Annotated in this window: 12 protein-coding genes; 11 read left to right on the top strand and 1 reads right to left on the bottom strand. The window is 34.0% G+C overall.

Annotated features, from left to right (window positions below):
* Positions 1 to 37 precede the first annotated feature (37 nt).
* The 3 genes from NEH75_RS10185 (at position 38) to NEH75_RS10175 (ending at position 2836) form a co-directional block, all read left to right on the top strand.
* The gene (locus NEH75_RS10185) at positions 38 to 1582 is read left to right on the top strand and encodes an oligosaccharide flippase family protein (protein WP_055277032.1); all 1545 of its coding nucleotides are present in this window, start codon (positions 38 to 40) and stop codon (positions 1580 to 1582) included.
* 67 nt (positions 1583 to 1649) lie between these two features.
* Positions 1650 to 2300: an SAM-dependent methyltransferase gene (locus NEH75_RS10180; protein ID WP_212725051.1), complete on the top strand. Its 651-nt coding sequence runs from the start codon at positions 1650 to 1652 to the stop codon at positions 2298 to 2300.
* Positions 2301 to 2536: 236 nt separating this feature from the next.
* On the top strand, positions 2537 to 2836 hold the full coding sequence (locus NEH75_RS10175) for an RNA-binding S4 domain-containing protein (protein ID WP_055277028.1): 300 nt from the start codon (positions 2537 to 2539) through the stop codon (positions 2834 to 2836).
* Positions 2837 to 3147: 311 nt separating this feature from the next.
* On the opposite strand, the gene NEH75_RS10170 is transcribed toward NEH75_RS10175, so the two are convergent.
* Positions 3148 to 4077 carry a prenyltransferase gene (locus tag NEH75_RS10170; RefSeq protein WP_055243908.1) on the bottom strand — a complete coding sequence of 310 codons (930 nt, stop codon included), beginning with the start codon at positions 4075 to 4077 and terminating at the stop codon, positions 3148 to 3150.
* 524 nt (positions 4078 to 4601) lie between these two features.
* On the opposite strand from NEH75_RS10170, the gene NEH75_RS10165 reads away from it, so the two are divergent.
* From NEH75_RS10165 to NEH75_RS10130, 8 genes are all read left to right on the top strand, one after another.
* Complete coding sequence (locus tag NEH75_RS10165) at positions 4602 to 5648, top strand: ABC transporter substrate-binding protein (protein ID WP_055243906.1); 1047 nt, start codon at positions 4602 to 4604, stop codon at positions 5646 to 5648.
* 497 nt (positions 5649 to 6145) lie between these two features.
* Positions 6146 to 6883 (top strand): ABC transporter permease, encoded by a 738-nt coding sequence (locus NEH75_RS10160; protein WP_262948848.1) that lies wholly within the window; start codon positions 6146 to 6148, stop codon positions 6881 to 6883.
* 172 nt (positions 6884 to 7055) lie between these two features.
* Positions 7056 to 7373, top strand: coding sequence for a sporulation protein YabP (gene yabP / locus NEH75_RS10155; protein WP_055243903.1), 318 nt, complete (start codon positions 7056 to 7058; stop codon positions 7371 to 7373).
* Positions 7373 to 7897 (top strand): spore cortex biosynthesis protein YabQ, encoded by a 525-nt coding sequence (gene yabQ, locus NEH75_RS10150; protein ID WP_055243901.1) that lies wholly within the window; start codon positions 7373 to 7375, stop codon positions 7895 to 7897. The genes yabP and yabQ overlap by 1 nt, the downstream gene beginning before the upstream one ends.
* The gene (locus tag NEH75_RS10145; RefSeq protein WP_055243899.1) at positions 7857 to 8195 is read left to right on the top strand and encodes an FtsB family cell division protein; all 339 of its coding nucleotides are present in this window, start codon (positions 7857 to 7859) and stop codon (positions 8193 to 8195) included. The genes yabQ and NEH75_RS10145 overlap by 41 nt, the downstream gene beginning before the upstream one ends.
* A 47-nt stretch (positions 8196 to 8242) precedes the next feature.
* Complete coding sequence (locus tag NEH75_RS10140) at positions 8243 to 8599, top strand: S1 RNA-binding domain-containing protein (protein ID WP_055243898.1); 357 nt, start codon at positions 8243 to 8245, stop codon at positions 8597 to 8599.
* Positions 8600 to 8758: 159 nt separating this feature from the next.
* Positions 8759 to 10135, top strand: coding sequence for an MATE family efflux transporter (locus tag NEH75_RS10135; protein WP_411158682.1), 1377 nt, complete (start codon positions 8759 to 8761; stop codon positions 10133 to 10135).
* A 359-nt stretch (positions 10136 to 10494) separates the two neighbouring features.
* Positions 10495 to 11655: a SpoIIE family protein phosphatase gene (locus NEH75_RS10130; RefSeq protein WP_055277018.1), complete on the top strand. Its 1161-nt coding sequence runs from the start codon at positions 10495 to 10497 to the stop codon at positions 11653 to 11655.
* Positions 11656 to 12315 lie beyond the last annotated feature (660 nt).

Below are 12315 nucleotides of genomic sequence, written 5' to 3'. Positions count from 1 at the left end.
ATTTGAATAGAGTGAAAGCTAGGGAGGCTTAGATGTTATGAAATCGGGTTGGATGAAAGGGACGATGATTTTAACAATCACGGCTTTTTTTGTTAAGCTATTAAGTTTGCTGTATAAAGTGCCGTATCAAAATATTTCAGGTGATGAAGGATTATACGTTTTTCAACAAGTTTATCCTTTAATCGGGATTTATACGACATTAAATGGAGTGGTATTACCAACGATTATTGCGGAATTATTATTAACGTATCAATATAGTGAGGATATTAAGCGGTATATTAAAAATTCATTATGGATTTTTGGTCTTGTGTCATTTATAGGATTATTTCTAGGTAGCCATTTGATTGCTTATACGATGGGCGATATGCAATTGAGTTGGCCGATTCGGATGGTTGGTTTAGCGTTCTTACTAATTCCTACTATTTCTTATTGGCGAGGAGTTGCTCAAACGAGGGCAGAAACGATTCATGTTGTGGGCTATTCTTCAACCATTGAGCAGCTGATCCGAGTGATGGCGATTATTGTTGCTTTAGTGATGGTTCAAGGACAAAATGTTTATAAGTTAGCTTATTTTGCGTATTTAGGTGGGCTCTTTGGTCCATTACTTGCAATTGCTTATTTAATGATTAAAAAGTTGGACGATAGTCCAAGGATTTATTTAAAGATGACCCATCGCCCGCATTTCTTTAAGAAAAGTGTTTATTTATTCTTAAGTGCAGGAATCTTAATTATTTTCCAATTAATCGATAGTTTCTTTGTGTTTAATTCACTTGTTAATAGTGGGGTGCCTGCATTAGAAGCCATGTCACTTAAAGGGAGTTTTGATCGAGGATTACCAATTATTCAGACAGCGACTGTCTTTACGAGTGCGATTGTCTCATCAACTGTTCCACAAATGGCAGGAGTAAGAGATTCGAAGGAACGTAAAAAGGTGTTTAATGCTTCATTATTTATGGTCATTGCATTATCAATCCCAGCTTGCGTGGGGTTGTTTAGTGTCGTAGATGAGCTAAATATTGCGTTATTTAAAGATTCAAATGGGATTGGAGCATTGAAGTTATTAACATTACAGGTTTTATTTTATCCATTTATTTTCTTATGCACAGCCATTATGCAGCAGGAAGAACAATATTCGAAATTATTAGCAGCTGTTTTGGGAGGTGTACTAGTTAAAGTCGTATTGACAGGACCATTAACTCAAAGTTTAGGTATTTGTGGAACAGCTATTGCATCAGTTGCTTCACTGGCAATGATGGCACTGATAAATTTATGCCAGTTTAGAAAGATGATGTATAAGAAGTCATTCTTTAATTTATTAAAAGTAAGCTTTTCAACAGCTGGGCTTTGGCTAGTATTAGCATATTTAGAGCCACAGATTCCGAATATTTTATCTGGATTAGATGATGTACGTGTATATAATGTTATTTCATTGGCAATTCAGGTTGGAGCTGGTGTGTTAGTCTATAGTGTGATTATGGGAATTTTCTTAATGACCTCACAGGTCGCTTCTAAAGGGGCTAAACGTCGAAAGAAACCTGCTAAGAAGCAAACATCTACCAAAAGAAAGCCAGCAGAATTGTAATTGAATAAAGGGTCAATTTCTGACCAAGATAAGTAATAAGATTGAAGATAGGAAGGGGCATCATGAGATGATTTACATTGTAGGACTTGGAGCTGGGGATGAGTCTCAGTTAACGTTAGGCGTAGTAGCCAAATTAAAATCTGGTTTACCATTATTTTTAAGAACAGCAGAACATCCAATGATTAATTTCTTAGAGGAAAATGAAATTGAGTATTGTGCCTTTGATGATGTTTATATGAAGCATGAAACATTTGAGGCTGTTTATGAAGAAATTATTGAAACCATTAAAGAAGAAGCCAAAAAAGGAGATTTAATTTATGCAACACCAGGTCATCCTTGTGTGGCTGAATATGCAGTGAAACGTTTAGTGGCTGAAACAGAGGCAGTAATTATTGGAGGACAAAGTTTCTTAGATCCGATGTTTGCTGCACTTGCCATTGATCCAATTGAAGGGCTACAAGTGATGGATGCATTAGACTTTGATTATGAAGCGATTGCTCCTAAACAACATTTAATTGTTCCTCAAGTATTCGACCAATTAACAGCATCAAATTTAAAGTTAGATTTAATGGAAGTTTATGATGATGAGTATGAGGTTTGTATCGTTAAAGCAGCGGGAAGTAACATCGCCGAATTAAAATGGGTTAAACTTTATGAATTAGATCATAACTTCAAATTGGATAATTTAACAACTATTTATGTTCCACCTATGAAATAGGGTTGGACCCCATCTTTTACAAAATGAAGGCATCTACAACTGATGGGGTAGTACAAAGTTTGAACTTTAATTTAAATTAAATGATAAAAACTTTTGCATTTCCTCAACTAGTAGGGCTATAAAAGGTTTGAGTTAAAATAGGTATTAAATAATGGTGTTATCGTTTTTTTTACTAGAGTTGTAGCGTGGAAATTAAATTGTGGATAACTGCATTCAACGTTTGAAAGGAGATTTATATGCGTTTAGATAAATATTTAAAAGTGTCTCGTTTAGTGAAACGTCGTACGTTAGCAAAAGAAGTGGCTGATAAAGGACGTATTGAGATTAATGGGAAAGTTGCTAAATCAAGTTCAACGGTTAAAGTTGGCGATGAGTTGACTTTATACTATGGAAATAAAATTTTAAAAGTGCGTGTCACAGATATTAAAGATTCAACGAAAAAACAAGATGCGGCTTATATGTATGAAATTATTTCAGAAGAGCGTATCGAGCGCCCATCTTTAGATGAAGTAACAGGAATCGAAATTTTTGAATAATCAAAATGAGGTCATACTCTATGATTAATTAAAAAAGGTCATTGGAGGATGACCTTTTTTATGCTTTTATTAATAAAAACAGTTATCTTAAGTTGGTGTAAAGAGTTAAGGTAACTATTCAGGATTAGAATTTTCTTGAATGATTGAGGGATAATCGTATCTTCGAAGTATTTTATTTAGATGAAGCAAAAGCTGTTATTGCTGACGTTTTAGCAAATGCTCCTAAAACATATTCTTTCTAACAAAATAAGGCTGTATCACGAAAAGATACAGCCTTATTTTTAATGAATTGATGATCGATCGATAGTTTTTTATTGAAGTAATAGGTAAGCAAAGAATTCTAAACCTAAGATGATATTGAAACTGTAAATTAAAAGTAATGGACGTGGTCCCCAGTCACGCCCCATTGTCGGATAGTGTTCTTTAATTTGATAGTAGTCTTTATACCAACGGACATATCCGTAGTAATAGAAAATTAAAAAACCTGTGACAAGCATAAGGAGGGTAATACTCCCCATAGCGTAAAGAGATAGCCAGGCGGCAATCATGATTAAAGCTTCAGGGATAATGATTTTAATTGAATTTCTAAATCCAATGACATGAGGTAAAGTCGTGCGAGTTCCTTTATCTTTTTCATAATCTGAAGTATTGTTCGTTGACATTAAGAAGATGGTCATAATCATTGGAATAATGGAATAGATAATAATCGGGGCGTTAAGAACATCTGTTTGTAAGTAAGCTGAAACGATGGTGCTAATAGCTCCAACAAAGAGTCCTGAAACAAGCTCACCAACTGGATAAACAATATAAGGTTTTGGCCCAAGTGAGTAGCAAACAGCGGCAATGACACTTAAAATTCCAATCGCTAGAATATTAAAATTATTTGTGATTAAAACAAGGGTAATTCCAGACAATCCACTGATTCCTAAGAAAAATAGTAAGACAATGATACTATCTTTGAACGTTGCATCACCGCGTACGAGTCCTTCACTTCCAGCATGATGAGTGAAAGTATTCTCATTTTCTTCATTTTTTAGATAAGCACGAATTTCATTTGAAACATTTGCCACGATATTTAGACAAAATCCAGTGACAAACATTAAGAGAAGTGGAATTAGTTTCAAGTGTCCAGCTAAGTACGCCCCAAATAATCCGCCACTTAAAACAGGAAGCCCAGTTGCAAATCCTGTACGAATTTCCATGACAGTATAGGCGCGCTCGAAAAAGCTTTTATTTTTCATTATATATTTCCTTTCTGTTTTATAATTTCGGATAGTAGTCCACTATAAAGGGATTTTTGTAAAATAAACAATTAGAATAAGGTTTCAGCTAATAGCTGTACTGATGAGGTGTTATTCGATATGTAAGATTCCATAAGATTTCTCATGATATATCAACATGAGAAAGGAAGAAGTCATTATCAATTGAAATCACTGATAACTAATCACCTATTTCCATGATATAAAAAATACTTTCCTATTATAACAAATCTATTTATCTAGAGATATAGAGGTTATGATGTTTTTAACATAAACCGACAAAAGGATAGATAGAGATAAAAACTTTACATAAATAACGGTAATTTTATCGAGATGCTACATGGGGTATTTTTGAATTTTTGATAAGGTCCGATATTTTTATTAAATTACTTACATGATTAGATGAGTTTAGCATCATGTGTGCGAAAAGTGACTAATGATTCCTAAAGAAAAATAAGTATTCCTTAGGTATAATCTTAGACAGAATGCATAGGGAGGAATTTTAGATGAAAAGATTTTTAGCGATTTTTATTTTTATATTAGGATTAGTCGGATGTGCGAATGAAGATCAGCAGAGTGAAACACCATCAACTACAACACCTGAAGTCTTTGAACAAAATCAAACAAATGATTCAGGTGAGGAAATAAAATTAACACCTCAATTTGATCCTATATCATTTGATATGTTAGTGCCGAGTGGCTCAACAGCGATGGCACTCGCTCATTTAGTGGCGACAACACCTCAGCTAGGCGATCATGTTACTTATACCGTGCAACCATATGTTCAAGGAAGTGATCCGCTAGTAGCAGCTTTCACGTCTGAGACATCACAGGTTATTGTCGCACCAACAAATTTAGGGGCGACACTTTATCAAAAAGAGCTGCCTTATCAATTAGTCGCGACTTTAGTTTGGGGGAATTTATATTTAATTAGTAATGAGGAGTTAACATTTGATGATTTAGCGGGAAGAAAAATTACAGCCTTTGGTCAAGGAAGTACGCCCGATATTGTGTTACAGACGATTTTAGACGAAAAAGGAATACTTGATTCTGTCGAGGTTGAATATTTAGCAAGTGTTTCTGATGTTCAATCTATGTTTGCAGCGGGAGAAATTGATGTAGCTGTGATTGCTGAGCCCTCATTATCTGTTTTAAAAACAAAAATAGAAAATGTGAACGTTGTTGTTGATTTTCAAGAGCAATGGGGAGAGCTATATGGCGTGACTTCTTATCCACAAGCGAGTCTATTCGTGCATAAAGATTTAATTGAAAATCATCCAGAGGTCATTGAACCTTTATTAGCACAGGTAGAAACAAGCGTTAAGTTTGCGAATCAGTCACCAGCTGAGATGGCAAAAGAAGCAATTGAGACAGGACTTGAGATGCCAGAACCCATCATTACAGCATCAGCCCCAAATTCTAATTTAATGTTTAAAACAGCGGAAGAAGCAAAAGAAGAGATTGAACTTTATTTAGAAAAACTATATGAATTTGATCCGAAGACAGTAGGCGGTGCATTACCGGAAGATGATTTTTATTATTTAATAAAATAAGTAGTATATTTTAATTTGAAGTGCATATATTATAAAGGATAGTTACTTGAATCTCGGTTTGGTAGCCGACAAAGAGAGCAGGGGAAAGACCACCTGCCAAGTAATTGTCATTAAACACTTAAAGATACACTTTATTCTGTTGTCTAACTTAACGTCGATTCTAGAGAGAATCACTTTTGTGAATTCAGTTTGAAGGTATTCTTTAAGTGCTTTTTTATGATAAATCTATAAAAAATAGGTCATCTATGTCAGATGACCTATTTTTGTTTGTGAAATGTTTATTTTAGTAGAAAAAATCCAAGTCTAATAGCGCGGTAAACATATATTAAAAAGATGATTAATAAACATCAAACACACAACATTTCGATGAGTGTAAAAATCACCTCAATAATTTTTATACAATACTTCATAATCCAAGCGCATTATAGCATAGAGTTTAGATAATCTAACATAAGTTATCTTTTTCATCCGTAAGATTAAATAAGGGAGGAAGTGTGATGAATCGGTATAGTCTGTTAATTATTGTAGGGGTAATGGTTTGTTATGAGTTAGCAGTCGAGATAGTAGATAAACCTATTATTTTACCTTCTATCTTGTTGATTTTTACTGAGTTATGCCGAATTATTTTTAGTTCCTCTTTTGTGAGTATTATTTGGGCAACGTTAGTGAGGACGATGATGACGTTTAGCTGTGTTTTTATCATTAGTTTGATACTAGGTGTGTTTTCTGGGTATTTTAAAATCATCCGACTGCTATTGTCTCCGATAGTGACCTTTTTACGCACGGTGCCTACGATTTCTGTGACGATTATTTTATTGATTTGGTTTGGTCGTGACTTGGGGCCGATTATGATTATGGCGCTCGTTATCTTTCCACTGTTGTATGAATTAATAGGGGGAGCCATAAATGATATTGATTCTGATTTGTTGGATGTTTGTTTGTTATTTGGAGCCACTCATTTTGAAACATTTAAGGCCCTATATTATCCACAACTTTTAAAAATACTGAGTAGTGGGGTTCAGGCTACTATTGGGTTGTCTTTTAAAGTGATGGTCATGGCTGAGGTTATGGGACAAAGTCAGGTTGGAATTGGCCAACAATTAAACTATGAAAAGACGTATTTAAATATGCCAGCTGTCTTTGCTTGGACAATTGTGCTGATCCTATTAGTTATGTTTTTTGAGATAATCATTGGCTACTTAATAAAAAAATTAATTCGTCATCTTGATGCCTGATAACGACAAGGGGGATAAAAATATGATGAAATCAAGTCGTTTTAGTGAACAAGTTGTAGCGCAAAATCATAAAATATAAGGTAGAAACAATGTGTTTCTCGACTCGAAGTTATATTTAAATTAGAGCAATCATAAGTTCTAGTGATAAAACAGATAACGGAGGGAAGAGAATATGAACATTTATGAGAAAGAGTCTTATATGAAGCAAAAACCAAGCACACTATTAGGTTATCATCAAGTGTCAATGAAGGAGCGTAAATTGATGGATGTCACTGGTATTAAGAAGTTATTAAGTTTTGATAGCGAGTTATTTACGATTGACACAACAATGGGGATTTTAACGGTGAGGGGTATGGATTTAGAGCTTAAAAATCTAGATCTTGAAAAAGGAGAGCTATCGATTATTGGGTATATCACTGGTTATGAATATGATGATTTTGGCATGGTTGGTGAAGACTCAAAAGGAATCTTTAGCAAATTATTTAAATAATGAGTTTATCAGTTCAGTTTCAATTCATGATTCATGTCCTATTGTATGGAATTTTTATTGGTGTGACATTAGATTTTGTTTGCATCGTAAAGGAGATTTTCTTTAATTATTACATGCAATGGGCCATTATTATTTTATATTGGTTAATTCAAGTGCCCCTCACTTTTGTATATATATATAATGTCAATGAAGGTATCTTTCATCTGTACATTTTAATTTTCTTAATTGTTGGAGCTATCATTTACTTTAAGTTCTTAAAACAACCACTGCATCGTGATCTAGAAATGCTAGGAGAAAGTTTATTCACAATTGCACACTTTATAAAAAAAGTAGTGAATATCTTAGTAATTTCACCCATTATGTTTATTTACAAGCTTGTTTCTGATATAATAATGTTGTTTCTTAGAATCTTAAAGCTTTTATTTTATACGCCTTTAGCTAAATTGGGAAAATGGATGTCAAGTAAGAAGAAGGAGAGACGACGTGGCAAAAAGAAAACTAACCTTAATACAGAAGAAGAATAGAAAAAGAAGAAGACAATTGCTCTATCGTCGTGCTTTAACGATGAGTCTTTTAATAGGATTCTTTATCGTAGCGGGAGCTTTTATGTACACAGGACGTCTAGCTAAACTTACTGAAGCTAAAGAAAATTTAGCCGCATACCAACAACAATATGATGAGTTAATCGCAAAACAGGAATATTATCGCAACGAAATAAGCAAACTTGAAAATGAAGATTATATTGCTAAGCTTGCACGCGAGAAGTATTTCAAATCTGAGGAAGGCGAAATATTATTTAAGCTTCCAAAAGAACAAGAATAATTAAATTAAAATTATAAAAAATTTTATGAGGAGGACTGTCGATTTTTATGTCAATCACAGCTGGTCAAAAGTTAAATGGTAAAATCACGAGTGTGAAGAAGTTCGGTGCATTTGTGGAATTAGAAAATGGAAAATCAGGACTTGTACACATTAGTGAGTTATCTGAGAAATTCGTAGAAAAAGTTGAAGATGTTGTCAGCGTGGGTCAAGAAGTAACTGTGCGCGTTAAAGAGGTGACACCAGAAGGGAAAATTAACCTTTCAATGAAACCAGCTCGCCCAGAAAAGCCAGCTCGTCCAGCTTTAGACCTAGATAAAGCAATCACTAATTTCTTAAAAGATAGCGATGAAAAACAATCGGCTCTTAAAAAGAACATGAAAACACAACGTCGTCGTTCTAACTAATTAAGCGACACTTGTTTAGTATATATATTCTAAAACCATCCAATTTCGGATGGTTTTTTTGGTTATGTAAAGAAATACTCGGAGGCGTTTAGATGTTTTGATGGAAAGTCTCAGGGAATAAAAAATATTTACTTTATGCAAGATAGATGTTAAAATCCATTGTTGTCTTTTTTGAGGTGCACAAATTTAGTTAATTATAAGGAGAATAAAATGGGTCAAACATTAAATATGAATGATAAAGGCTTGTTATTTAAATTAACATGGCCAATTTTCATCGAGCTTGTTTTACAGATGCTTGTTGGAAATGTTGATCAGATGATGATGAGTCAATATTCTGAAAATGCTGTGGCAGCTATCGGAAATGTAAATACGATTATGAACTTTGTAACGATTACGTTTAGTATTGTGACGATGGCCATTACGATTATGGTGACACAGTATTTAGGTTCAAAAAATAAAGAGAAGGTCTCAGAGATTTATACAGTTGGGATTTTTACGAATTTAATTTTTAGTGCTATCATTAGTGCAGGGTTATTCTTTGGAAGTGACGCTTTATTTAATGCCTTGAAGATGCCTGTTGAATTACATGCAGATGCACAAGTTTATTTAAATATTGTAGGTGGGTTAGTTTTCTTACAGGCACTATTTATGAGTTTTTCAGCGATTTTTAGAAGTAATGGATTGATGAAGCAGGGGATGTATATCTCAGTCATCGTGAACGTCTTAAATATTATTGGCAACGCCGTATTGTTACCTTCAATGGGCATTATGGGGATTGCCATTTCTAGTGTCTTTAGTCGTTTCATTGGAGTAATTTTAGTTTATCGTTTATTTTCGAAACGTATTGAAGGGGAATTACATTTAAAATATTTGTGCCCCTTCCCGAAAGAGACGTTTAAGCAATTATTGCGCATTGGTGTACCTGCGGGTGGAGAAAGTGTCATGTACAATTTTTCGCAGATGGTTATTTTAATGTGTGTAAATATGTTAGGAACAGCAGTCATTACAGCTCGCGTCTATGCGAATATGATTGCATGGCTATCATATTTATATTCTTCAGCTGTTGGCCAAGCCAATCAAATTATTATTGGTCACCTAGTGGGAGCGCGTGAAGAAGATGCTGCGTATAAACGTAGTTTAAAAACTTTACGTCCTACAATGATTATTACATTAATTATTTCAACCAGTGTCTTTTTATTAAGTGATCATATTTTTGGAATCTTCACAAAAAATCCAGATGTTTTATCTTTATTAAAGACGATTACATTTATTGAAATTTTCTTAGAGCTTGGTCGTGCAGTGAATATTGTGATTATTCGTGGGATGCAAGCGGCAGGTGATACGCAATATCCAGTCTTTATTAGTGTGTTATCGATGTGGGGAGTAGCAACGTTACTTTCTTATGTGTTCGGAATTGTTTTAGATTGGGGATTAGTAGGAATTTGGATGGCGATGGCACTTGATGAGTGTGTACGTGCGGTGATTTTCTATATTAGATGGAAACGTGGTGGATGGCGAGGGAAAGCCGTTATCTAGTTAGCAAAAAAGGTCAATCAATTTAGATTGGCCTTTTTGTTTTATCTACAATTTGCTACAACATCACAATTTTAATAAAGATTAAACATGTATTATATGTTCGTGAATGAATTTTTATTCATCTTTCCTTAAAAGGTTTCAATTGTTTTGACATCAATTACTGCCGAGTGCTGTAAAACGAGGTAGAAAGGCTGGAATTTTTTTAATAGATGTGCCGAAGATGTAAAAAATGTGTCTTTCGAAAGTTTAAATGCTTCCAATAAAGTGACAAATTCTCTACTAGACGGATGGTAATATAGGCTTACAAATTGAGCCCGGGGGAGGGAGCAATTAGTTAAGGTCATTAGGAGGAGAGAAGAATGGAACTCGTAACGAAAATGAAACAAACATTTTCGCCTAAGCCAAAGAGAGAGACAAGAGATAGATTAAACATCTATACGATTAGTCAACTCTTTAACCAACTAGTGAATTTTCAACAGTTAGTGAAATCACTACGTTCGTTTATTGGCAAAGGTCAATTAATCAGAGTCGATGTGATTCTTGATTGTATTGGATTAGCTATTGATAATATGATGCAATCGATGATGTATGATCGTCATGACTTTGAATTACAGTTTAATCGAATTAAAGAAGAATTAGCAAGAATTCACGTGAGGTGTTCGGATATTAAGATTAAGAGTCTTTATCCTAGACTCATTAAGATGGATTTAGTTATAAATTCGCCCCCGAAGGAATTAACGTTGTTGTCCATTCAAGCAATACTTGAAAGTATTACGAATGAACCACTTCGATTGATTGTTGAGAAAACGAAGGGCAAACAAACTAAAATAAAAGTCTATTCCTCTAATATGTTTAAAATTGATCATGCGGTTTCTTATGTTGGGAAAGATGGAAATAAAATTTCAGGTGATAGTTATATCTATGAGAATTTCACAAATGGTCAAACGTTTATTGCAATTAGTGATGGAATGGGAAATGGCGAACTAGCTCACAAAGAGAGCTCAGAAGCTTTAAAAATTTTGAAATGTTTGCTAAGTTTTAATATTCCAATTAAAACAGCCATTCAAACCTTACAGCAATTAAAACAACATTCCAATGCGAACGAAAGATTTTTTTCGTTAGATATTTGTATGATTGACCGGGAACGTCAGCGGGCGACTTTTTACAAAAAAGGAGCGACACCTACGTTTCTTGTACGAAATCATCAAATTGAATTAATTAATTTGGCTCAACTTCCAGTTGGCGTCATGAGTGATCAAGAGGTTGATCATGTAACGTTAAGTTTAGAAGAAGATGATGTGCTACTCATGTGTAGCGATGGTATTGTAGAGCAGTATCCAGATATAAAGGAATTAGAACAAGTCATATTAAATCAAATGGGGAAATCCCCCAAAAATATAGCAAAAAATATTCTTCAAGCAACAGTTAGTAAACATAAAGGAAAAATTAAAGACGATATGATGGTTTTAGTGGTTGAGTATAAGCGGCAAGGTGTAGCTCAAGCTCAATATGCGTCTTAAAGCCATAGGTTTAATCTTGTTTTTATTAATGATTATTGATTAAGTAGTAGATATATTAAATTGATTAGAATCAACTATTTTATATTAAATTCTTTATGGCTGGCAACGTAAAGAATTTAATCAATAGAATAGATTGAAAATTTATGTCGAAAGTGGGGATATATCGGTAAAATTTAATCGGAAATTTATGCGGTATGCAAGGGTAGTTTGTTTTGATACCAATTTTTAATCATGTGACTTGAAGTCATAGATTAAAATGTTAGAGAGAATCTATGTATTTGGGTTCTTAAAGTAGTATCGTATGTGATCTGTGTATGAGTTTGGTAAACAAACCAGAAGTCGGAGCTGGTTTGAAAAAAAGTGTGCGAGTAAGTTAGTGTGATGTGTGTGAAGTTTGTTAAGTAAATCAGAGTTAGAGCTGGTTTGAGAAAAAAGTGTGCGAGTAAGTTAGTGTGATGTGTGTATGAGTTTGGTAAACAAACCAGAAGTCGGAGCTGGTTTGAAAAAGTGTGTGAGTAAATTAGTGTGATGTGTGTATGAGTTTGGTAAACAAATCATAAGTCAGAGCTGGTTTGAAAAAGTGTGCGAATAAATTAGTGTGATGTGTGTATGAGTTTGGTAAACAAATCAGAGTGAGAGCTGGTTTGAAAAAAGTGTGCG

The organism is Turicibacter sp. T129 (assembly GCF_025594975.1).
Lineage (GTDB): Bacteria > Bacillota_I > Bacilli_A > MOL361 > Turicibacteraceae > Turicibacter > Turicibacter bilis.
This window is presented reverse-complemented; position numbering and strand designations above follow the sequence as displayed.

Coding starts and splice junctions, on each gene's coding strand:
- NEH75_RS10160 (WP_262948848.1), top strand. CDS start 6,146: ATGAATCGGTATAGTCTGTTAATTATTGTAGGGGTAATGGTTTGTTAT.
- yabP (WP_055243903.1), top strand. CDS start 7,056: ATGAACATTTATGAGAAAGAGTCTTATATGAAGCAAAAACCAAGCACA.
- yabQ (WP_055243901.1), top strand. CDS start 7,373: ATGAGTTTATCAGTTCAGTTTCAATTCATGATTCATGTCCTATTGTAT.
- NEH75_RS10140 (WP_055243898.1), top strand. CDS start 8,243: ATGTCAATCACAGCTGGTCAAAAGTTAAATGGTAAAATCACGAGTGTG.
- NEH75_RS10175 (WP_055277028.1), top strand. CDS start 2,537: ATGCGTTTAGATAAATATTTAAAAGTGTCTCGTTTAGTGAAACGTCGT.
- NEH75_RS10185 (WP_055277032.1), top strand. CDS start 38: ATGAAATCGGGTTGGATGAAAGGGACGATGATTTTAACAATCACGGCT.
- NEH75_RS10130 (WP_055277018.1), top strand. CDS start 10,495: ATGGAACTCGTAACGAAAATGAAACAAACATTTTCGCCTAAGCCAAAG.
- NEH75_RS10165 (WP_055243906.1), top strand. CDS start 4,602: ATGAAAAGATTTTTAGCGATTTTTATTTTTATATTAGGATTAGTCGGA.
- NEH75_RS10170 (WP_055243908.1), bottom strand. CDS start 4,077: ATGAAAAATAAAAGCTTTTTCGAGCGCGCCTATACTGTCATGGAAATT.
- NEH75_RS10180 (WP_212725051.1), top strand. CDS start 1,650: ATGATTTACATTGTAGGACTTGGAGCTGGGGATGAGTCTCAGTTAACG.